Below are 19900 nucleotides of genomic sequence, written 5' to 3'. Positions count from 1 at the left end.
CTAGCCCCTGCGCTGCCCGCAGTAGATCCACGCCATGCGTGGATGCTCTTCGCGCATCAGCTCACGTACTGCGCTTGGCCATTACCGAACGACCAGTTCTCCTTCTTCACTTCCACCAGATTGATGAACACATCCTCGCGGCGGATCCCCACCGCCGCGTGCAGTCCATCGGCAATACCGGCATACAGCGCCTTCTTCTGCTCCAGCGTGCGCCCTTCGTTCCAGGTGATCTGGATGCAGATGAAATCATCGGTGCGGGCGATGCCGAGATAACCCGGGTCGAACACGAGCGTGCCGGCGTCGTGCTCCTGGAAGATCTGGAAGCGATCGTCTTCCGGCACGCCGACGGCGCGCATGGCCTGGTAGATTGCTTCGCCGACACGCTGGCGATACTCGACGGATTTACCTTTGCGAAGATCGATACGGGCGAGCGGCATGGTGGCACTCCAGGGATGGGAGGGGACGCGGCAATGGGCCGAGATTACGCCCGCCGAGGGCGGCGGGACAGCGCATGGATGGAACCCTCTGCTTCCATCGATGGCATGCGCCGCGCGGAGTGACGTGATCGCCACGTTCGTGCATGCAGGGTGACGCCAGGCGCAGGGTCAGCGCGGTCGGTGAATGACGCCATCAGTGATGCGCTGCACGGCGTGCGGGTGCTGTCCCGCACAGATCGGGGAACTCGCGGTACGCCCGGGTGCAGTTGCGAAATTTCCTTACAGACCAGTGTGATTGTTCGACTCGATGATCGCCGGGCCGAGGCAGGTTGCCTTGGCCGGGATTGGCGTCTCGAATAAACGAACAGGCTCACTGGATGCTGCGATTTCTATCGCAGCAATGAGAATGCACCGACTGCCTTCAATGGCGGGCGGTGTGTGGGGATCGCAAGATCCGCCAGGCCTTTTCTCCCAGTGAGCTTTTCTGCCTTGGCACGCCAACCCGCACCGTCCGCCACCTTCTCTTTGGAAGGTGGCCCTATGCCAGTGAGGGTTCCACCATGACCAACAACACCGTCCTCATTCCGCGCCTGCACGCTCTGATCGGCGACATCGCCAGCAATGTTCCCGAAGACCTCGCACGCGAGATCGAGTGCGCACTGAAGGAGCAGCAGTTCCCTCCCGCGCAGCCGATGTTCTTCACCTTCCTGGATGCGATCCGCAGGGGAGAGGGCGAAGACGGCCAGCCGTGCACCACGCAGATGCTCAACGCACAGACCCTCGCCTCCCTCGGCCGTTCACTGTCCGCACTGACCGCCGTGCTCGATCTTCTGCACGCGGCAGAGCGCGCACGCGTGGACGGAAGTACCGACGGGCAGATCGGCGACTTCCATCGAAATGGTCTGCTGCTGGCCGCGCGCCAGATCGCGCATGCCGCGCAGACAGGTCTCGGCGATGCGATCACAGCGGTGGCAAACAAGCCCGGGTAAATCACGGGCAACAAAAAAGCCCCCATCGCTGGAGGCTTTTTTCGTTCTGCAACATGGTGGGCGGTACAGGGATCGAACCTGTGACCCTTGCCGTGTGAAGGCAATGCTCTACCGCTGAGCTAACCGCCCGGTGTGTTGCTGAGCCGCTCATTATAGGGCGGTTTTTCAGGGCGTCAACACCTTTTCACATCCTGTTTTCCCGGCCCAATTCCCCGATCAACCGGGCATGGCCCGGCCCCACCGGGCAGGCCAATCCGCAACCTCACATCGTATGCGTCGGCTTGTCCGAACCGGTCAGGCCGGCCAGGATCGTTTCGATCTTGTGGCGCACCGTCTCGCCTTCCTGGCCATCGGCCAGCTGCACGCCGATGCCGGCGGTGCGGTTGCCCTGCGCACCGGCCGGAGTCACCCAGATCACCTTGCCGGCCACCGGCAGGCGCTCGCTGGAATCGGGCAGGGTCAGCAGCAGGAATACCTCATCGCCCAGGAAATAACGCTTGGGCGTGGGCACGAAGATGCCGCCATTCTTCACGAACGGCATGTACGCGCTGTACAGCGCGGCCTTGTCCTTCACTGCCAGGGACAGGATGCCCTGGCGGGCGTTGCTGGCACTCATCGATTTCCCCTTGCGGCAGGCCGCTCGTTCACCTTGTTCCAGGCCAGCAGCAACTCGACCACCGCAAGGTCTGCGCGCACGGTGGTGCGCAGCAGGTCGCGGGTGCGGTTGGCCGCATCGAACCAGGCTGCAAGCTTGTGCAATCGCTCCGGCGTGGTCAAGGCATCGGTGCTGGCCTGGGCCAGCGCCAGGTCGGCGGCGAAGCGCAGGCGCAGCGCCGCGTTGTCATCGGCGCACCACTTCTGCGCCAGCTCCACTGCGCCGGTCTTGCCGGCGGCCAGCTGTTCCAGCTCGCGGCCGACCTCGCGACGCAGGCTCAGGCCATCTTCGCGCAGCCAGTTGTCGGCCTGCCCGGGATGGCCGCGTGCTGCATCCAGTGCCTCATGCGCGGCCGCTTCGCTGTGGCCCTGCTGCTGCAGCCAGGCCAGCGCTTCCTCGTGCGGCGGCAGCTTGAATTCCAGGCGCTGGCAGCGGCTGCGCACGGTCTGCGGCAGGCGCGCCGGGTCACTGCTGATCAACCACAGGTAACGCCCGGGTTGCGGTTCTTCCAGGGTCTTCAGCAGCGCATTGGCGGCCGAACGGTTGATGGCATCGGCCGGGTCGACGATCACCACCTGCGCCACGCCGTACTGCGGGGTCAGCGCCAGCTTGTTGCTGATCTCGCGCACCTGCTCGATCACGATCTCGGTGCGCAGCTTGTCGCCACTCTTGTTCGGAATGAAGCTGATCAGCTGCAGGTCGGGATGCGTGCCGGCGGCAATCAGCTGCCGGGTGCGGGTGGCATGCGAGGCATCCCCGCGTGCCAGCACGTGGTCGGCCAGCGCCAGGGCCACTTCGCGCTTGCCCAGCCCGGCCGGGCCACAGATCAGCAGGCCATGGCCCAGCCGATCTGCATCCAGTGCGGCCACGGTCTGGTCGAACGCGCGCTGCTGCCAGGGCGAGAACGTACTCATGCGCCCTCCCCTTGCTGCAGCCAGCGCTCGACACGTGCAACCACATCGGCGGCCACGCGCTCCTGCACCTGGCCTGCATCAACCAGCGCGAAACGCTGCGGGTCCTGCTGCGCACGGCTGCGGAACACTTCGCGCACGCGCTGGAAAAAATCGTCCTGCTCGCTTTCGATGCGGTCCGGCCACAGGTCGCGGCCGTTGGCACGCGCGCGGCCGACGGCCACGTCCACGTCCAACAACAGGGTCAAACCGGGCAGCAGGCCCACGGCGCGGCGCTCCAGGTCGGCGATCCACTGCGGGTCGAGGCCGCGACCGCCGCCCTGGTAGGCATAGCTGGAATCGGTGAAACGATCGCTGAGCACGTAGGCGCCGCGCTGCAGCGCCGGCTGGATCACCTGGCGCACATGCTGCGCGCGCGCGGCGAACACCAGCAGCAGCTCAGCCTCGGCACTGAGCGGCTCGGCAGCAATCTCGGCATCGGGCTTCAGCACCAGGCCGCGGATGCGCTCGGCCAGCGGCGTGCCACCGGGCTCGCGGGTCAACACGACCTCATGGCCGTGGCGGCGCAGGCACTCGCGGATGGCGTTGATGGCGGTGGTCTTGCCCGCGCCCTCGCCGCCTTCCAGGCTGACGAAACGGGGATGGCGAAGCAGCGCGGAACTCATTGCGCCGGAGTCTCCTGGGTGCGTTGCTGGCGCAGCTGCTGCAGGTAGCGGGCTACGGCGGCGTTGTGTTTGTCCAGGCTGGGCGAGAACACGTGTGCGCCACTGCCATCGCCCACCGCGACGAAGTACAGCGCATCGCCCGGTGCCGGTTGTGCAGCGGCCATCAGCGCATCGCGGCTGGGCATGGCGATCGGGGTCGGGGTCAGGCCAGAGCGGGTGTAGGTGTTGTAGGGCGTATCGGTGGTCAGGTCGCGGCGGCGGATGTTGCCGTCGTACGCCGCGCCGATGCCGTAGATCACGGTCGGATCGGTCTGCAGGCGCATGCCGATCTTCAGGCGGCGCATGAACACGCCGGCAATCTGCGGTCGCTCGCTGGCCAGCGCGGTTTCCTTTTCGATGATCGACGCCAGCGTCAGCAGCTCGTAGGGCGTGTTGATCGGCAGGTCCGGCGCACGGCTTTCCCAGGCTTCGTCCAGCGCCTTCTCCATCGCGCCGTGGGCACGCTTGAGCACGTCCAGGTCGCTGTCGCCGCGCTGGTAGACGTAGGTTTCCGGCAGGAACCGGCCTTCCGGATGCTGGCCGGCGAAACCGAGGCGATCCATCAGCGCTGCGTCATCGAGGGTGTCGGTAGTGTGCAGCAGCGGATCGGCGCGTTTGAGCGCGGCGCGCAGCTGGCGGATGTTCCAGCCTTCGATGATGGTGACGCGGTGCTGCAGCACCTTGCCCGCGCGCATGCGCAGCAGCAGCTCGCGCGGGGTCAGGTCCTTGCTCAGCGCGTACTCGCCCACCTTCAGCTTGCCGGCGGCGTCCAGCTGGCGGGCCAGCAGCTGCCATTGGGTGTCCTGGCCCTCGTCCACGCCGGCCTCGCGCAGCTTGCGCAGCACGCTGTTCATGCCATCGCCGCTGGCGATGACCACGCTGTCCGCACTGGGGGTCAACGGCACGTCGGCAAACTGGCTCTGCTTGTAGAAGAACCACGCGCCCGCGCCGGCCACGATGGCGGCCAGCACCAGCAGCAGCGTTACCACCAACAGACACCCGCGCTTGGCTCCCGCCATGGACTACCTCTGAACTCGATTCCGTCGTGCAGGATACCGTGCCCGGTGGGGCGGGGTCATGACCGGGGGCACGCGTCCGTGCCGAGCAACGGTCGGCACCCACCCGCCATCTCCAGTAGATCCACGCCATGCGTGGATGAACGGCCATGGGGGCATCCGTGCCGACCAACGGTCGGCACCCACAAGCCATGCCCGGCGGCGGCAATCGATCAACCCTGCTGCCCCAGCGCCCGCAGCAGGCCGCGGGCCTTGGCCCGGGTTTCGTCCAGTTCCTTGTCCGGGTCCGAATCGACCACGATGCCGGCTCCGGTGCGGAAGCTGACCTCGTTGCCGTCCACCTCGGCGGTGCGGATCAGGATGTTCAGGTCCAGGTCGCCATCGCGGTTCAGCCAGCCGAACGCACCGGTGTACGCGCCGCGTGGCACCTGCTCCAGTTCGCTGATGATCTGCATGCAGCGCACCTTCGGGCAGCCGGTGATGGTGCCGCCGGGGAAGGTCGCGGCGATCACCTCGCCCGGGGTGACGTCCGCGCGCAGCTGGCCGCTGACGTTGCTGACGATGTGGTGCACGTGGGCGTAGCTTTCCACGGTCATCAGCTCGTCCACCACGACCGTGCCGGGCAGGCAGATGCGGCCCAGATCGTTGCGCTCCAGGTCGATCAGCATCACGTGCTCGGCGCGCTCCTTGGGATGGCCGACCAGTTCCTGGATGCGCGCGGCATCGTCGTCGCCCTCGAAGCGCGGACGGGTGCCGGCGATCGGGCGGGTCTGCGCGTGGCCGCCATGCACCGACACCAGCCGTTCCGGCGACGAGCTGACCACATGCCGGCCGTGCGCACTGAACAAGCCGGCAAACGGCGCCGGATTGGCCCGCCGCAGCTGCGCGTACAGCGCCTGCGGGCTGACCGGTGCTGCGAAGTGCGCGCTCCAGCGCCGCGACAAGTTCACCTGGAACACGTCGCCGGCGCGCAGGTAGTCGATCACCCGGCGCACACCCTCGGTGAAGCGCTGTGGCTCGTCTTCGCTGACCGACTGCGGCGGCTGCCAGCCCTGCCCGGCCGGCGGCAGTTCACCCGCTACCAGCGTGACCAGCGAGTCCAGCAGTGCTTGCTCGCCCGCTTCGGCAATGAGGAAGCTGGCGTCGGCCTGGTGGTCATGCAGCACGGCGGCCGGGCAGCGCAGGGCAAGTGCGGTCGGCCGGCCGTCATCGCGCGCGCGCGCCGGCAGCACCGGCTCGACCTGGCTGGCCACTTCGTAATCGAGCATCAGCGCCCAGCCACCGCGGAACGGCAGCGCGTGGCCGCCGCCGTGCGGCAATCGCTGTGCCTGCCATGCGTGGTCCAGCGCCTGCAGGAAGCTGCCGGGCTGCACCGCGCCGTGCTGGTCGCGCACCTGGCCATCGGCGTCCAGCTGCAGCGTATCGCCCTGCGCGGCCAGCAGCAGGCTCCAGCGGCCCTGCGCAGTGCCCGAGGCGGTGGACTCCATCAGCAGCGGGAAACGCGCCGGGTCGCGCTGCTGCAGGGCCAGCAGGTCGATCGGGTGCGGCAGCGGGTGGATCAGCGGGGCGTGGGTCATGGCAGCCAGTTCGGGAGACGGATACACGGAAGCCGCCTTGCGGCGGCCTCGTGGTTGGCGGAGCCGAGCATGGCTCGACCCTACCGGTGCGATCAGACGCGCTTGAAGATCAGCGTGCCGTTGGTGCCGCCAAAACCAAAACCATTCGACATCACCACGTCGACCTTGGCCTGGCGTGCTTCGTTGGGCACGTAGTCCAGGTCGCAGCCTTCGCCCGGCTGCTGCAGGTTGATGGTCGGCGGAATCACGTTGTCGCGCATTGCCAGCACCGAGAAGATCGCTTCCACGCCGCCGGCAGCGCCGAGCAGGTGGCCGGTCATCGACTTGGTGGAGCTGACCATCATCTTGTAGGCGTGGTCGCCGAAGGCGGTCTTCATCGCCATGGTCTCACCGAGGTCGCCCAGCGGGGTCGAGGTGCCATGTGCGTTGAGGTAGCCGACCTGTTCCGGGGTGACACCGGCGTCCTTCATGGCCATGGTCATGCAGCGCGCAGCGCCTTCGCCGTTCTCGCTCGGCGCGGTCATGTGGTACGCGTCGGAGCTGGCGCCGAAACCGGCCAGCTCGCAATAGATCTTCGCGCCACGCGCCTTGGCGTGCTCGTACTCTTCCAGGATCAGGATGCCGGCGCCGTCGCCCAGCACGAAGCCGTCACGATCCTTGTCCCACGGGCGCGAGGCCTGTTCCGGAGCATCGTTGCGGGTGCTCATCGCCTTCATCGCGCAGAAGCCGCCCAGCGCCGTCGGCGAGGAGCCGCGCTCTGCACCGCCGGCCACCATCACGTCCGCATCGCCGTACTGGATCATGCGCATGGCGGTGCCGATGGAATGGTTGGAGGTGGCGCACGCCGAGACCGCCGAGAACGACGGGCCCTTCAGGCCGCTGATGATGCTCAGCTGGCCCGGCAGCATGTTGATGATGGTCTTGGGCACGTAGAAGGGAGAGATCTTCTTCCCTTCGTGGAATTCGATGGTCTGCTCTTCGATGCCGAGCAGGCCGCCGATGCCAGCGCCAACGATGGCGCCGATGCGGTCGGCATTGGCGTCGGTGATCTCCAGGCCCGAATCATGCAGGGCCATGAAGGCGGCACCGAGGCCGTAATGGATGAACGGGTCCATCTTCTTGGCATCCTTGCCGCTGACCCGGTACTTGCCGAACAGTTCGTTGTCGGCGGTGATGTCAAAGCCTTTGACCTCACCTGCGATCTTGGTGGTGAACCGTTCCAGGTAGGCATCAGAAACGTTGGTCAGCGGACCGATGCCCGAACGACCGTGGGTGATGCCTTCCCAGCTGCTGGCCAGATCATTGCCCAACGGCGAGACCATACCCAGGCCGGTTACGACGACGCGACGCTTCATTGCTGATTCTCCTGACCCGAACGTTCTTTGCGGGTAACGCGGTTTACTTCGGTGTGGTGCGCAAACACACGGGGCCGCAAACAGCGGCCCCATGGGGTGTCGTGCGCGCCGGACTCAACGCCCGCACGCGCACTGACGTCCTGCATCAGGCCTTGACGTGGGCCGTGATGTAGGTGATCGCAGCCTGCACGGTGCCGATCTTCTCGGCTTCTTCGTCCGGGATCTCGCACTCGAATTCTTCTTCCAGCGCCATCACCAGCTCGACGGTGTCCAGCGAGTCAGCGCCCAGGTCATCGACGAACGATGCGCTGTTGGTGACTTCTTCTTCCTTGACGCCAAGCTGTTCGATGACGATTTTCTTGACGCGTTCTTCGATGGTGCTCATGGGATATCGCTCCAGATGGAGTAGTGGTTCAAAAGTGGTCGCCATCAAAGGCGATGGCCGTGGGATAGTGTAGTGGAAACCGGCGCGACCTTGCATTGCAGCAAAAATCCTCGCAGATCAACCACTTGCGGCGCGATCCCTGCGCCCCTTGCTTACGGCATGTACATGCCGCCGTTCACATGGAGAGTTTCGCCGGTGATGTAGCCGGCAGCCGGGCTGGCCAGGAAGGCCACCGCATGGGCGATGTCCTCCGGCGAACCCAGGCGTTCGAGGGCGATGTCGCCGATCAGCGCTGTACGCGCTTCTTCCGGCAGCGCCTTGGTCATGTCGGTGTCGATGAAGCCCGGCGCGACCACGTTGACGGTGACCCCGCGCGAGCCGATTTCCTTGGCCAGCGACTTGGAGAAACCGATGATGCCGGCCTTGGCGGCGGCATAGTTGGCCTGGCCGGCGTTGCCGGTCACGCCCACCACCGAGGCGATGTTGATGATGCGGCCCTTGCGCGCCTTCATCATGCCGCGCATGACGGCCTTGCTGGTACGGAACACGCTGGTCAGGTTGGTGTCGATGATCGACGCCCAATCGTCTTCCTTCATGCGCATCAGCAGGTTGTCGCGGGTGATGCCGGCGTTGTTGACCAGGATCGAGATCGGGCCGAATTCCTTGGCGATACCGTCAAGCACGGCATCGAGCGCAGCGGCGTCGGTGACGTTCAGCGCGCGGCCGTGACCGCCGTGGGCAGCCAGGCGCTCGCCGATCGCGGCGGCGCCGGAATCGGTGGTGGCGGTGCCGATGACGGTGGCGCCCTGGGCGGCCAGCAGATCGGCGATGGCGGCACCAATGCCACGGCTGGCACCGGTAACCAGTGCGATTTCACCCTGCAGGGGCTTGCTCATGATGTTTTCCTCAGGCTGGGGCGGCCGCCGCACCCGCGCCGCTTGCAGCGGCCACCGGCACGGTCGGCAGGAACAGGGGCAATCAGGCCGACCACGTCTCGCGGGCGGTTTCGAAGTCGCCCGGGGTGGCCAGGGAACGGCCGTCGATGGCCTTGTCGATGCGCTTGACCAGACCGGTCAGCACCTTGCCCGGGCCGCATTCGGCGATCCGGGTGACGCCACGGGCGGCCAGCGCCTGCACGCAGCCGGTCCACTGCACGGGCTGGTACAGCTGCTGCACCAGCGCGGCGCGGATCGCGTCCACACCGTCGTGCACCTTGGCGTCGACGTTCTGCACCACCGGCAGCTGCGGCAGCTGCCAGGACAGGCCGGCCATCACTTCGGCCAGACGGTTGGCGGCTTCGCGCATCAGCGGGGTGTGCGAGGGCACGCTGACGGCCAGCTTGACCGCCTTGCGCACGCCCTTCTCGGCCAGCAGCGCCAGCGCGCGGTCGACCGCGGCAGCGTCGCCGCCGATCACGATCTGGCCCGGCGAGTTGAAGTTGGCCGGAACGACCACCTGGCTGCCGGCAGCTTCCGCGCAGACGTCCAGCACCAGCTGATCTTCAGCGCCGAGCACGGCGGCCATCGCGCCGACACCCGCCGGTGCGGCGTCCTGCATCAGCTGGCCGCGCAGGCGCACCAGGTGCGCACCGTCGTGCAGGCTGAGGGCGCCAGCGGCGACCAGGGCGGTGTACTCACCCAGGCTGTGGCCCGCCAGAACCGACGGACGCGGACCGCCCACGGCGTTCCAGGCGCGCCACGCGCCGATGCTGGCGGCCAGCAGGGCCGGCTGGGTGTATTCGGTACGGTTGAGCATTTCCTCCGGGCCGCCCTGGGACAACGCCCACAGGTCAACGCCGGCACCATCGGATGCCTCGGTGAAGGCCTCACGCACCTGCGGGTGCAGTTCGGCCAGCTCGGCCAGCATGCCCACAGACTGCGAGCCCTGACCGGGGAAGACAAAAGCGAGGGTGGATACGGTCACGCGGTCATCCGCTTGTTGCAATCGAAGCGGGCCATGATAAGGGGGAACATGCCGTGTCGTCTGTACGTGCGCGTATGCACGGCGGACCGCGATCAGCAGAGCAGCTGCAGGATGTCCAGCTCGCCGTCGGCAAACCAGTCCATGCACAGGCCGACCACCATCAGCAGGCCCAGCGTGGTGGCGCCATGGGTGATGAAGATGGAGTGGGCCAGCGCACGCGCCGAGCGCCCCAGCTTCATGCACACCCGCGCCAAGCGCTGCAGACGGCCGCTGACGGCGTGCACATGCGCGCGTACCGGTGCCTGCACCCCGTTCATCGCCTCGGCCATCATCGCCTGCAGGCTTTCGGGGCGGTCAGCGTAGTACTTGGCCACGCCGTAGCCGAACATCAGCCAGTCACGCGCCTGCGCTTCGGCCAGATCCATGACTTCCAGCGGATCTTCTTCGAAGTCGATGAAACCGACGTTCTGGCCATCCCAGGTGAGGTTGCGCGGCAACGGCTGGCCGAAATAGGCGCCACGTGCGTGTGCTTCGGCGATGGCCTGCATTGCCGCGGCCACGAGGCGATCGCGGCCTGCATCGTCGGCTTCGCGCAGGCAGGTATTGAACGAGCTGCCGTTGTCGCCGATCACCAGCGCGGCATGGCCGCTGCCGATCACCGCGGGCACGTTCACGCCCTGCGCCTGCAGTTCCGCCAGCCGGCGGGCCTCGGTTTCGCGCGCGGCGTCGCCACCGCGGTGCGGCGGCGGGCGCAGGGCATCGAGATGGAACCGGCGGGCAACAAAATTGAGCAGGCCCAGGGCCACCGCTCGGCTTCCTTCGCCGTACTGCTTCAGCCAGGCGCGCTGCCCTTCGATGACGATGGGCTCAACCATGACAGTCTCCTTTAACGCATTACGGCCCCAGAGGGGCCGTAACGACGGTTTCACGTTGTCGTAACTGGCACTATCAATAGCGCAGCAGTGCCGAACCCCACGTGAAGCCACCGCCGAACGCTTCCAGCAGCAACAGCTGGCCGCGCTCGACCCTGCCGGAACGAACAGCAGCATCCAGGGCCAGCGGCACCGAGGCCGACGAGGTGTTGCCATGCTTGTCGACAGTGACCACGACCTGGTCCATCGACATCTCCAGCCGCTTGGCAGTGGCTTCGATGATGCGCAGGTTGGCCTGGTGCGGGATCAGCCAGTCCAGGTCGGACTTGGTCAGGCCGTTGGCATCCAGGGTTTCGTCCACGACCGAGTCCAGCGCCTTGACGGCGTACTTGAACACGTCGTTGCCCTTCATGTTGATGGTGCCGCCACCGTTGTTGCCTTCACCGAAACCGACCGAGACGCCGACCGGATTCCACAGCAGCTCTTTCTTGCTGCCATCCGAATGCAGGTGGGTGCTGAGGATGCCGGTTTCTTCGTCGGCCTTGAGCACGACGGCGCCCGCGCCATCACCGAACAGCACGCAGGTGGTGCGGTCTTCCCAATCGACAATGCGGGTCAGGGTTTCCGTGCCGATCACCAGCACATGGCGGGCATCACCGGAGCGGATGAATTTGTCAGCCACGCTGAGCGCGAACACGAAGCCCGAACAGGCCGCGTTGACGTCGAAAGCGGGACAGCCGCTCACACCGAGCTTGGCCTGGATCAGGCACGCGGTGGAGGGAAAGATCAGATCAGGAGTGGTCGTACCGACCACGATCATGTCGAGCTGCGAAGCGTCGATACCAGCGGCTTCGATCGCACGCAGCGCGGCCTGGTAGCCGAGATCGCTGGTGGTTTCGCCTTCGGCAGCGATGTGCCGTTCACGGATACCGGTGCGCGTCTGGATCCACTCGTCCGAGGTCTCGACCATTTTTTCCAGGTCGGCGTTGGTCAGGACTTTTTCCGGCAAATAGCTGCCGGTGCCCGCGATCCTCGAATAGATCCGCTTGCTCATCATGTTTCCTGTTGCACGAGCCGCCGTTCACCGGCGTGCCCGGGAAAGAAGGCGAAGGCCGCTGCCCAGCGGGCAGCGACCTTCCGGCACATCAGTCTTCCTGGACAGCCGAAGACTTGGTCTGGATGACCTTCTTGCCGCGGTAGAAACCGTCAGCAGTGATGTGGTGACGCAGATGCACTTCGCCGGTGGTCGGGTCGGTCGACAGCTGCTTGGCGCTCAGGGCGTCATGCGAACGACGCTGGCCGCGACGGGACGGGGTAACACGGGATTTCTGGACAGCCATGGGATTGCTCCAAACTCGGTTCGTTTTGCTTCGTCGTTTCGTCGCACAGGACGCCAGCGTCCAGCACACTTTTCGCTTTCGCCGCAGCCGCCGACGACAACCGGCTGCTATTGTTTCTTCAATGCAGCCAACGCCGCGAACGGATTGGCCTTTTCAATTTCTTCTTCGGTCGGCGCCCAGTCCTTGTCGACTGCCTCACCGTACGGCGACAGGGGTACCACCGGCACCGCCAGCACCAACTCGTCCTCGACCAGGTCCAACGGACGCAGCTGGCCATCTTCCGGCACCAGCAACGGCTCGTACTCCTCCGGCAAAGACGATTCCTCGTCTTCCTCGCGGATCAGGCCAAGCCTCTGGGTCATCTTCACCGGCAGCAGGAAACGCTGCATGCTGCGCTGACAGGTCAGCGGCAACGCGGTATCGATGGTCAGTTCCACATAGGATACCCGCAAGATCTCGTCGCGACCGAATTCGAGCGAGTAATTACACTCACCTTCGGTATCTGCGACAAGCCCCTGCAGGCGAGTCAATTCAGCCAGGGGAACCTGACCGTCGAAGCGCCTTCGCGCTACGACCATCCGCCAGGCATCCAGCGTTTCGGGTACGTTCGCGGACATAAGCCGCCGAATATTAAGGATCGGCAGGTCGCGTGTCAAATGACTGCCATGAAGGCTTGCTGTGGCTGGCGGTAGCGGGCCAGACTGCCGCGCCCCGCCCCCGGAATTCCTGCATGCCTGCCTTGGTCCTGGCCTCCACCTCCCGCTACCGCCGCGACCTGCTGGAACGGCTGGGGTTGCCCTTCGACTGCGCACGCCCGCAGGTGGATGAGACTGCGGAGGCCGACGAGGCGCCGCTGGCGCTGGCGGCACGCCTGGCCAGCGCGAAGGCGGCCGAGGTGGCCGCCCGCCACCCCGGCAGCTGGGTGATCGGCTCGGACCAGGTGGCGGACCTGAACGGTCAGCCGCTGGGCAAGCCGGGCACGGTCGAGGCGGCCTGCGCGCAGCTGGCGGCAATGTCCGGGCAGACGGTGCGCTTCCACACGGCCATCAGTCTCATCCGATACGGAGAATCACTTTCGGCAATGGATACGACCCAGGTGCGCTTCCGCGCGCTGCAGGCGCCGGAGATCGCCCGCTACGTGGCCATCGAGCAGCCACTGGACTGCGCCGGCAGCTTCAAGTGCGAAGGCCTGGGCATCAGCCTGTTCGAGGCCATCGACAACCGAGACCCCACGGCGCTGATCGGGCTGCCGCTGATCGCACTGTGCGGATTGCTGCGCAGGGCCGGATTCGCGGTGCCGTAAAGTTGCCCGCCCGCAAGTACAGGGCCAAGCCATGCGTCGAGCCGAGTGCAGGCCCCTCACAGGGGGCACGAGGCCTCAGCGCTTTTCAACCACGAAGGGCTGCTCCTGCCACTGCTCCACGCTGCCATCGCGACCGTGCAGGCGCAGGCCCAGCCAATGTCGGCCAGGCGTCAGCGTGGTGGTATCCACTTCGGCATCAAAGCCGACCCGTGGATGCTGCGGGTCATTGGAATCGGACCAGAATGAGCGGATATCGTGCTCGCGGCCATAGCGTGCATCACCGATCGAACGCCCATCCACCAACACTTCGACACGCAGCAGACCGACGCCTTCCTTGAACGCCCAGCCCTTCACCGCCAACGTGCCCGACACCTTCTCAGCATTGGCCGGCGAGTCCAGGTAGGCCAGCGCAGGTGTCACGCACGCGCCCTGCGCGCGCTGCACCGGCAGGCGGAACAGCAGAAAGCGCTGGAATCCGTGATCGTTGCTGACCACGCGTGGCGGCGGCAGCGGCCCTACCTGTTCACAGATGGCGTGATAGCGGGCGAGCAGATCGCGGAAACGCTGATCGCTGGGCGACAGCACCAGCAGCATCGGCACGTCGCGCTCGCCTTCATGCAACTGGTTCCATTGCGCCAACTGCGCGGTACGGCCGTGCTTGTCATTGAGCGGATGCGGCAGCACGTCGATGTCACCACGGCCCAACTGGAAGCCCAGTTCGGCGCCCACCTTGAAGTTGCCGGCCAGCACGCGGCTGCCTTCCGGCATCTGCTGCAGTTCTTCGCGGACCGCAGCAGCCAGCGGCTGCCAGCCGGCAAAGTTGCGCGGGTAGTACTTGTCGCCGGCCAACTGCTCGCGCAGCGATGACGAGGACGCCATCAGGTAATAGCCGAAGGCCAGTACCATGCCCAGACCGGCCAGCCACCAGCCGGTACGCCGCAACCAGCGGGGCCAGCCGTTGAGGATCACCGGCACCGCCACCAGCAGGGCCAGGTAGCCCGGCAGCGGCCAATGGAAGCTGATGCGCTCGACGTCGGTGAAGAAGCCCAGCGCGAAGATACCCAGTGTCGATACGCCGCCGACCAGGCCGAAATAGCGCCACTGCACGCGCGCGCCGCCGCCGCTGCGGGTGCCGGCCAGTGCAGCTTTCCACATCGCGATGCAGAGGATGGGCGTCACCAGCATCGGCTGGATCACCAGGAACCACAGGCCGCGCCACTCGAACGCCCACGGATGACGCTCGACCACCTGGAACTTCAGTCCGGCATCGTGATTGTCGGCATTCCAGGCCAACAGCGGCAGCCATGCCACTACGCCAACGGCCAGGGCCACCCAGACGCGCGGATCGGCCAGCATGCGCCGGCCCTGCGGCAGCGCCAGCAGGGCAATGAAGCCGACGCCGATCACACCGATGAAGCGATAGTGGCTGAGCGCACCGATCAGCAGGCCCAGCGCCAGCTTCACTGCCGAGGAAGCGTCGACGTTGCGCAGCAGGCGTGCGCCGGCGTCCAGGCACAGCACGGCCGCCAGCGCCATCGGCACATCGGGCACAGCCAGCAGGCCCAGCGTGGCCGACAAGGGCATCAGCAGCGTCAAGCTGCCAGCCTGCCAACCGGCAACATTGCCGAACCAGCGCGCTGCGATGCGCGATACCAGCAGCGGCAGCAGTGCGCCGATGGCCAGGAACGGCAGGCGCAGCGCAAGCACATGCTGGCCGCCAAGCTCCACACCCAACCGGGTCAACCAGGCCGTCAGCCCCGGCAGATCCGAATAGGCCGCAGCCAGATGCTGGCCTTCCTGCCAGTAGAACGCCTCATCGACGAACAACGGCAGGCGTGCGGCCACGACCAGCTTGGCCGCTGTGACGAGCGTCCATAACCAGAGAAAAATCGTACGTGCGCGCTGTTCGCCCTGCATTGATGTATGGATAGAATCGACCGGTTACCGAACTTGAGACGACCATGACAGCTTCGTCCCCCATGCCCAGCATGCTAACCGATCAACTGCGTCAGTCCCTGCGCAATGCGCAGGACCAGGTCAACGCGCTGGTGCTGGGCAAGGTGCATGAGGTGCGGTTGGCCTTCGTGGCCCTGCTCTCTGGCGGCCATCTGCTGATCGAAGACCTGCCTGGTCTCGGCAAGACCACTTTGGCCCATGCCTTGGCCAGCAGCCTGGGGCTGAGCTTCCAGCGCGTGCAGTTCACCTCCGACCTGCTGCCTGCCGACGTGCTCGGCGTATCGGTGTATGACGCCGGCAGCCGCCAGTTCCAGTTCCATCCCGGGCCGGTGTTCACCCACGTGCTGCTGGCCGACGAGATCAACCGGGCGCCGCCGCGCACGCAGAGCGCCCTGCTGGAAGCGATGGCCGAGCAGCAGGTCACCCTCGACGGTCAGACACATGCCCTGCCCGATCCGTTCTTCGTGATCGCTACGCAGAACCCGGTGGATCTGTCGGGCACCTTCCCGTTGCCCGACTCGCAACTGGATCGGTTCCTGCTGCGGCTGGCGATGGGCTATCCCAGCGCGCAGGCCGAGCGTGAACTGCTGCGTGGCAGCGATCGTCGCGACCTGATCGCCCGCGCGCTGCCGCAGCTGGACGACAACCAGGTCCGCACGCTGCGCGAAGCGGTCGGCCAGGTGCATGTCAGCGATGCGCTGGTGGACTACGTGCAGGCTCTGCTGACCCGCAGCCGCCAGCACGCCGGCGTACGCGTGGGATTGTCGCCGCGCGCCGGCCTGGCCCTGCTGCGTGCCGCCAGGGCACATGCGCTGCTGCTCGGCCGTGGCCACGTCGTGCCCGAAGACGTGCAGACCCTGTTCGTGGCGGTGGCGGGCCATCGCCTGGTGGGCGAAGCCGAGTCCAGCACAGGGCCGGCGCTGGCACGGGCGATCCTGCAGACCGTCGCGGTCGATTGAAGATGGCATCGCATGCCCGGCGACTGCTGCAGATGGCACGCCCGCGTACGCCCGAGTCGTTACCGCAGCGGCTGGACCGCCGGCGCATCTATGTGCTGCCCACCCGCTTCGGCCTGTTTGTGGCCTGCCTGCTGGTCGCGATGCTGCTGGGCGCGCTGAATTACAACAACAATCCGGCCCTGTTGCTGGCGCTGCTGCTGGCCGCAGCCGCGATCGCCAGCACCATCGCCGCACACCTGCAGCTGTCGGGCGTACAGATCGATGCGATCTCCGCCGAGCCGGTGCCGGCCGGGCAACCGCTGCGCCTGCGCGTGGACCTGTCGCTGCGCGACCCGCGAGCGCGCCATGGCCTGCACCTGCAACTGGGCGACAGCGAGGTGTGGCTCGACCTGCCCGCGCACGGCCGCGGCGAAGCCGCGCTGGAAGTACCCAGCGAACGCCGTGGCTGGCTGGAACTGCCACGCATCCGCCTGTCCAGCACCCAGCCGCTTGGCCTGGTCAGGGCGTGGTCATGGGTGTGGCCTGAAGAACCCCTGCTGGTCTACCCGCTGGCCGAAGCGAAGGCACCGCCGTTGCCACAGCAGGGCAGCGATCCTCTGCACACCCGCGCCCATGCCAACGGCGAGGAACTGCATCAGCTGCGCCCGTATCGTGCCGGGGATCCACCCCGCAGCATTGCCTGGAAACACTCGGCGCGCCGCGACACGCTGCTGGTACGCGAGTATGAAAAACCGATAGGCATCGAGGTCGTGCTGGACTGGCGCGCGCTGGCCCCCTTGGGCCAGGAGGCCCGCATCGCGCGGCTGGCACGCTGGGTGGACAGCGCCGAGCGCGAAGGCCGTCGCTACACGCTGCTGCTGCCGATGCAGCCACCGCTTGGCCCCGGCCAGGGCGCCGGCCACCACCATCTGTGCCTGCGCGCGCTGGCATTGCTTCCCCATGACTGAGCCTACCCTGCTGCTGGACCGCAACACCCGCACGTGGACGCTGGCCAGCGCCGCACTGGCCTTGTTGCCGCTGCTGCTGCAGCTGCCCACCGCATTGGCCGCGTTGATCGCCGTGGCGGCGCTCGTCACCGCAGCACTGTCACAGCGCGGCGTGCTGCCGATGCCGGTGCGGGTACTGTTGGTGCTGGGCATGCTTGCTGCCATCGTCTGGCAGATGGGGGCAGTGCGCCCCGGCCGGGATACCGGTTGCGCGCTGCTGGCGGCGATGCTGGCCATCAAGTCAAGCGAGCTGCGCACGCTGCGCGATGCACGCAGCCTGCTCGGCTTTGCCCTGTTTTCACCGTTTGCTGCCTTCCTGCTCGACCAGGGGCCGCTGACCACCGTGCTCGCCGTGCTGGCCGGCGTCAGCGCCCTGATTGCGCTGCAGCGCTTGGCGCAGGGTGAAGGCCGCAGTGCGCCGCCGCCGCTGACCACGCAGCTGCGTGGTGTCGGTCGCCTACTGCTGATCGGCCTGCCGCTGGCGCTGGCCTGCTTCTGGCTGTTCCCGCGGTTGGCCACGCCGCTGTGGGGCATTCCCGAACGCGCCGTCGGCACACCGGGGCTGTCGGACACGATGGAGCCGGACAAGTGGCTGGACCTGATGGCCGACGACACCCCGGCCCTGCGGGCGCAGTTCTTCGGCGCGGTTCCAGCGCCGGCACAGCGCTACTGGCGCGGGCCGGTACTGACCCAGTTCGATGGGCATGTCTGGCGACGCGACCGCCGTACCGAAGGTCTGCCGCCAGCCATCGTGGAACACGGCACGGAGGGCTGGGACTATCAGATCGATTACGAACCCACCGACCGTCGCCAGCTGGTCGCGCTGGATCTCCCTACTGCCGCACCAGAGGGCAGCCGGCTGGATGCAGCCCTGAGCCTGAGCAGCGACCGCGCATTGTCCGCACTGAGCCGGTGGCGCCTGCACTCGGCTCCGCCGCAGCGCTTCGATGCCACGCTGTCGTCGTACCAGCGTCGCGCTGCGCTGCAGTTGCCCGAAGGCTTCAACCCACGCACGGCAAACCTGGCCCGACAGTGGCGGCAGGAAGCGGGAAACGATGACGACGCCGTGGTCCGTCGCGCCCTGGCGTGGATCACCGCGGACTTCTCGTACACGCTTGAAACACCGGCCGCCGGGCGTGATCCGGTCGATGCATTCCTGTTCGACTACAAGGCCGGCTACTGCCAGCATTTCAGCTCTGCCTTCGTGGTGCTGATGCGCAATGCCGGCATTCCCGCGCGGGTGGTCACCGGGTTCGCCGGCGGCACGCGCAACCGGATCGGCGACTACTGGGTGCTGCGGCGGATGGACGCCCACGCCTGGGCTGAGGTATGGCTGCCGCAACGCGGCTGGGTACGCATCGATCCGACAGCGGCAGTAGCACCCGAGCGCATCCTGGACACGCTCGACGACCGCCTGCAGGCCGGGGCCGATACCGGCCTGCAGCACCGCTGGCTGCAGCTGGGCCAGGTCGGCGACTGGATGCGCAGGGGCTGGAACGAACTGGTGCTGTCCTTCGACGCGCGCCGCCAGCAGCAGTTGCTGCAACCGTTCGGGCTGGACGACCTCGGCCCTGGACAGCTGCTGGCCGGCTTCGTGACGGCCGCGTTGCTGGCGCTGGCGTGGATGGCGTGGCTGCTGGCCCGTGGCGAACGCGAGCGTGACCCGCTGCTGCGCGCCTGGCACCGGCTGGGGCAGCGCTATGCGCGGCTGGGTCTGGGCCGCGAACCGCACGAACCGGCCCTGCACTGGGCCCGCCGGATCCACGCACAGCGCCCCGACCCGGCCCTCATCACACTCAGCCAGCGTTTCGCTGATGCACGCTACGCTGGCACTTGTACCGAGCTCGCCCCATTATTGCGGGACCTGCGCAGGCATCGCCCGACTTCCGGAGCCTCCCCATGAATACCAAGTTCCTCCTCACCGCCGTGGCCGCCCTGGCCTTGTCGGCCTGCGCCACGGCCCCCAAGCCGCTGCAGGGACAGTTCAGCCTGGTTTCCCCGCGCGACTCGGTTGCCACCCAGCAGGTCGGCACGCCGGTGCGCTGGGGTGGCCGGATCATCGAAACCAAGCCCGGCCAGGGCGAGACCTGTTTCCAGATCATCTCGCGCCCGCTCAACGGCAGTGGCCGCCCGAACACCACCTCTTCCGACGCCAGCGACGGCCGCTTCATCGCCTGCCGCGCCGGCTTCTACGATCCGGCCGTGTTCGAAGCCGGCCGCGACGTGACCTTCATCGGCAAGATCGATGGCTACGCCAACACCCGTATCGGCGATTACGACTACCGGCTGCCGAAGCTGTCTGCCGACGTGATCTACCTGTGGCCGGAGCAGCGCCAGGTCGATGTGGTGCCCTACCCCTACGGACCGTGGGGCCCGGGCCCGTATGGCCCGTACTGGGGCGGTTACCGCGGCTGGGGCTGGTGGTAGTCCAGGCCCGGTAAGCATGATGCACAAGGCCGCCCATCGGGCGGCCTTTTTTCATCCACGCATGGCGTGGATCGACAGCGCACCAACAACAGTAGATCCACGCCA

At 66.8% G+C, this 19900-nt stretch carries 21 protein-coding genes and 1 tRNA gene; 6 read left to right on the top strand and 16 right to left on the bottom strand.

The features are described 5' to 3' along the window. Positions 1–56: 56 nt before the first annotated feature. The gene (locus CR918_RS02960; RefSeq protein WP_099842000.1) at positions 57–437 is read right to left on the bottom strand and encodes a tautomerase family protein; all 381 of its coding nucleotides are present in this window, start codon (positions 435–437) and stop codon (positions 57–59) included. Positions 438–997: 560 nt separating this feature from the next. On the opposite strand from CR918_RS02960, the gene CR918_RS02955 reads away from it, so the two are divergent. Next, positions 998–1426, top strand: coding sequence for a hypothetical protein (locus CR918_RS02955; RefSeq protein ID WP_099783038.1), 429 nt, complete (start codon positions 998–1000; stop codon positions 1424–1426). Between the two features lie 54 nt (positions 1427–1480). On the opposite strand, the gene CR918_RS02950 is transcribed toward CR918_RS02955, so the two are convergent. The 14 genes from CR918_RS02950 to CR918_RS02885 form a co-directional block, all read right to left on the bottom strand. Next, positions 1481–1555: transfer RNA gene (locus tag CR918_RS02950), tRNA-Val, on the bottom strand. A 133-nt stretch (positions 1556–1688) separates the two neighbouring features. Continuing rightward, positions 1689–2042: a PilZ domain-containing protein gene (locus tag CR918_RS02945; RefSeq protein WP_025874071.1), complete on the bottom strand. Its 354-nt coding sequence runs from the start codon at positions 2040–2042 to the stop codon at positions 1689–1691. Next, on the bottom strand, positions 2039–2995 hold the full coding sequence (locus tag CR918_RS02940) for a DNA polymerase III subunit delta' (protein WP_099841999.1): 957 nt from the start codon (positions 2993–2995) through the stop codon (positions 2039–2041). The genes CR918_RS02945 and CR918_RS02940 overlap by 4 nt, the downstream gene beginning before the upstream one ends. Continuing rightward, the gene (gene tmk, locus CR918_RS02935; protein ID WP_049467276.1) at positions 2992–3657 is read right to left on the bottom strand and encodes a dTMP kinase; all 666 of its coding nucleotides are present in this window, start codon (positions 3655–3657) and stop codon (positions 2992–2994) included. Before tmk ends, CR918_RS02940 begins: the two co-directional genes overlap by 4 nt. Then, positions 3654–4715: an endolytic transglycosylase MltG gene (gene mltG, locus CR918_RS02930; protein ID WP_099841998.1), complete on the bottom strand. Its 1062-nt coding sequence runs from the start codon at positions 4713–4715 to the stop codon at positions 3654–3656. The genes tmk and mltG overlap by 4 nt, the downstream gene beginning before the upstream one ends. A gap of 209 nt (positions 4716–4924) precedes the next feature. Continuing rightward, positions 4925–6289, bottom strand: a complete 1365-nt coding sequence (locus tag CR918_RS02925; RefSeq protein WP_099841997.1) for an aminodeoxychorismate synthase component I — start codon at positions 6287–6289, stop codon at positions 4925–4927. A gap of 92 nt (positions 6290–6381) precedes the next feature. After that, complete coding sequence (gene fabF / locus CR918_RS02920) at positions 6382–7644, bottom strand: beta-ketoacyl-ACP synthase II (protein ID WP_025874076.1); 1263 nt, start codon at positions 7642–7644, stop codon at positions 6382–6384. A 145-nt stretch (positions 7645–7789) separates the two neighbouring features. After that, positions 7790–8029, bottom strand: a complete 240-nt coding sequence (gene acpP / locus CR918_RS02915) for an acyl carrier protein (protein ID WP_099841996.1) — start codon at positions 8027–8029, stop codon at positions 7790–7792. Between the two features lie 152 nt (positions 8030–8181). Continuing rightward, positions 8182–8925 carry a 3-oxoacyl-ACP reductase FabG gene (gene fabG / locus CR918_RS02910; RefSeq protein ID WP_025874078.1) on the bottom strand — a complete coding sequence of 248 codons (744 nt, stop codon included), beginning with the start codon at positions 8923–8925 and terminating at the stop codon, positions 8182–8184. An 82-nt stretch (positions 8926–9007) separates the two neighbouring features. Then, a complete protein-coding gene (gene fabD, locus CR918_RS02905) occupies positions 9008–9952 on the bottom strand; it encodes an ACP S-malonyltransferase (protein WP_025874079.1) in 945 nt (314 codons plus the stop codon). 92 nt (positions 9953–10044) lie between these two features. Beyond that, positions 10045–10827: a BUD32 family EKC/KEOPS complex subunit gene (locus CR918_RS02900; protein WP_032977357.1), complete on the bottom strand. Its 783-nt coding sequence runs from the start codon at positions 10825–10827 to the stop codon at positions 10045–10047. Between the two features lie 73 nt (positions 10828–10900). Beyond that, on the bottom strand, positions 10901–11878 hold the full coding sequence (locus CR918_RS02895) for a beta-ketoacyl-ACP synthase III (RefSeq protein WP_025879387.1): 978 nt from the start codon (positions 11876–11878) through the stop codon (positions 10901–10903). Positions 11879–11969: 91 nt separating this feature from the next. After that, positions 11970–12164 (bottom strand): 50S ribosomal protein L32, encoded by a 195-nt coding sequence (gene rpmF, locus CR918_RS02890; protein ID WP_025879386.1) that lies wholly within the window; start codon positions 12162–12164, stop codon positions 11970–11972. 107 nt (positions 12165–12271) lie between these two features. Then, a complete protein-coding gene (locus CR918_RS02885; protein WP_025879385.1) occupies positions 12272–12781 on the bottom strand; it encodes a YceD family protein in 510 nt (169 codons plus the stop codon). 113 nt (positions 12782–12894) lie between these two features. Here CR918_RS02885 and CR918_RS02880 point away from each other — a divergent pair, with 113 nt between their 5' ends. Next, positions 12895–13467 (top strand): Maf family protein, encoded by a 573-nt coding sequence (locus CR918_RS02880; RefSeq protein ID WP_099841995.1) that lies wholly within the window; start codon positions 12895–12897, stop codon positions 13465–13467. 75 nt (positions 13468–13542) lie between these two features. Here the strand turns inward: CR918_RS02880 and CR918_RS02875 are convergent, their stop codons facing one another. Continuing rightward, positions 13543–15384 (bottom strand): ArnT family glycosyltransferase, encoded by a 1842-nt coding sequence (locus tag CR918_RS02875; RefSeq protein WP_099841994.1) that lies wholly within the window; start codon positions 15382–15384, stop codon positions 13543–13545. Positions 15385–15428: 44 nt separating this feature from the next. On the opposite strand from CR918_RS02875, the gene CR918_RS02870 reads away from it, so the two are divergent. The 4 genes from CR918_RS02870 to CR918_RS02855 are packed head-to-tail and all read left to right on the top strand — an operon-like array spanning position 15429 to position 19795. Then, positions 15429–16382 carry an AAA family ATPase gene (locus CR918_RS02870; RefSeq protein WP_059063237.1) on the top strand — a complete coding sequence of 318 codons (954 nt, stop codon included), beginning with the start codon at positions 15429–15431 and terminating at the stop codon, positions 16380–16382. Between the two features lie 2 nt (positions 16383–16384). After that, complete coding sequence (locus CR918_RS02865) at positions 16385–17329, top strand: DUF58 domain-containing protein (protein WP_099841993.1); 945 nt, start codon at positions 16385–16387, stop codon at positions 17327–17329. After that, positions 17322–19271 carry a transglutaminase TgpA family protein gene (locus CR918_RS02860; protein ID WP_099841992.1) on the top strand — a complete coding sequence of 650 codons (1950 nt, stop codon included), beginning with the start codon at positions 17322–17324 and terminating at the stop codon, positions 19269–19271. The genes CR918_RS02865 and CR918_RS02860 overlap by 8 nt, the downstream gene beginning before the upstream one ends. Continuing rightward, on the top strand, positions 19268–19795 hold the full coding sequence (locus CR918_RS02855) for a Slp family lipoprotein (RefSeq protein WP_025879379.1): 528 nt from the start codon (positions 19268–19270) through the stop codon (positions 19793–19795). The genes CR918_RS02860 and CR918_RS02855 overlap by 4 nt, the downstream gene beginning before the upstream one ends. Positions 19796–19900 lie beyond the last annotated feature (105 nt).

This window comes from Stenotrophomonas indicatrix (assembly GCF_002750975.1).
In the GTDB taxonomy this organism is placed as follows: Bacteria; Pseudomonadota; Gammaproteobacteria; order Xanthomonadales; family Xanthomonadaceae; genus Stenotrophomonas; species Stenotrophomonas indicatrix.
This window is presented reverse-complemented; position numbering and strand designations above follow the sequence as displayed.

Bases quoted from the DNA above. Each gene is read 5' to 3' on its own strand.
- CR918_RS02960 (WP_099842000.1), bottom strand. From the start codon at position 437: ATGCCGCTCGCCCGTATCGATCTTCGCAAAGGTAAATCCGTCGAGTAT.
- CR918_RS02955 (WP_099783038.1), top strand. From the start codon at position 998: ATGACCAACAACACCGTCCTCATTCCGCGCCTGCACGCTCTGATCGGC.
- CR918_RS02945 (WP_025874071.1), bottom strand. From the start codon at position 2,042: ATGAGTGCCAGCAACGCCCGCCAGGGCATCCTGTCCCTGGCAGTGAAG.
- CR918_RS02940 (WP_099841999.1), bottom strand. From the start codon at position 2,995: ATGAGTACGTTCTCGCCCTGGCAGCAGCGCGCGTTCGACCAGACCGTG.
- tmk (WP_049467276.1), bottom strand. From the start codon at position 3,657: ATGAGTTCCGCGCTGCTTCGCCATCCCCGTTTCGTCAGCCTGGAAGGC.
- mltG (WP_099841998.1), bottom strand. From the start codon at position 4,715: ATGGCGGGAGCCAAGCGCGGGTGTCTGTTGGTGGTAACGCTGCTGCTG.
- CR918_RS02925 (WP_099841997.1), bottom strand. From the start codon at position 6,289: ATGACCCACGCCCCGCTGATCCACCCGCTGCCGCACCCGATCGACCTG.
- fabF (WP_025874076.1), bottom strand. From the start codon at position 7,644: ATGAAGCGTCGCGTCGTCGTAACCGGCCTGGGTATGGTCTCGCCGTTG.
- acpP (WP_099841996.1), bottom strand. From the start codon at position 8,029: ATGAGCACCATCGAAGAACGCGTCAAGAAAATCGTCATCGAACAGCTT.
- fabG (WP_025874078.1), bottom strand. From the start codon at position 8,925: ATGAGCAAGCCCCTGCAGGGTGAAATCGCACTGGTTACCGGTGCCAGC.
- CR918_RS02900 (WP_032977357.1), bottom strand. From the start codon at position 10,827: ATGGTTGAGCCCATCGTCATCGAAGGGCAGCGCGCCTGGCTGAAGCAG.
- CR918_RS02895 (WP_025879387.1), bottom strand. From the start codon at position 11,878: ATGAGCAAGCGGATCTATTCGAGGATCGCGGGCACCGGCAGCTATTTG.
- rpmF (WP_025879386.1), bottom strand. From the start codon at position 12,164: ATGGCTGTCCAGAAATCCCGTGTTACCCCGTCCCGTCGCGGCCAGCGT.
- CR918_RS02885 (WP_025879385.1), bottom strand. From the start codon at position 12,781: ATGTCCGCGAACGTACCCGAAACGCTGGATGCCTGGCGGATGGTCGTA.
- CR918_RS02880 (WP_099841995.1), top strand. From the start codon at position 12,895: ATGCCTGCCTTGGTCCTGGCCTCCACCTCCCGCTACCGCCGCGACCTG.
- CR918_RS02875 (WP_099841994.1), bottom strand. From the start codon at position 15,384: ATGCAGGGCGAACAGCGCGCACGTACGATTTTTCTCTGGTTATGGACG.
- CR918_RS02870 (WP_059063237.1), top strand. From the start codon at position 15,429: ATGACAGCTTCGTCCCCCATGCCCAGCATGCTAACCGATCAACTGCGT.
- CR918_RS02865 (WP_099841993.1), top strand. From the start codon at position 16,385: ATGGCATCGCATGCCCGGCGACTGCTGCAGATGGCACGCCCGCGTACG.
- CR918_RS02860 (WP_099841992.1), top strand. From the start codon at position 17,322: ATGACTGAGCCTACCCTGCTGCTGGACCGCAACACCCGCACGTGGACG.
- CR918_RS02855 (WP_025879379.1), top strand. From the start codon at position 19,268: ATGAATACCAAGTTCCTCCTCACCGCCGTGGCCGCCCTGGCCTTGTCG.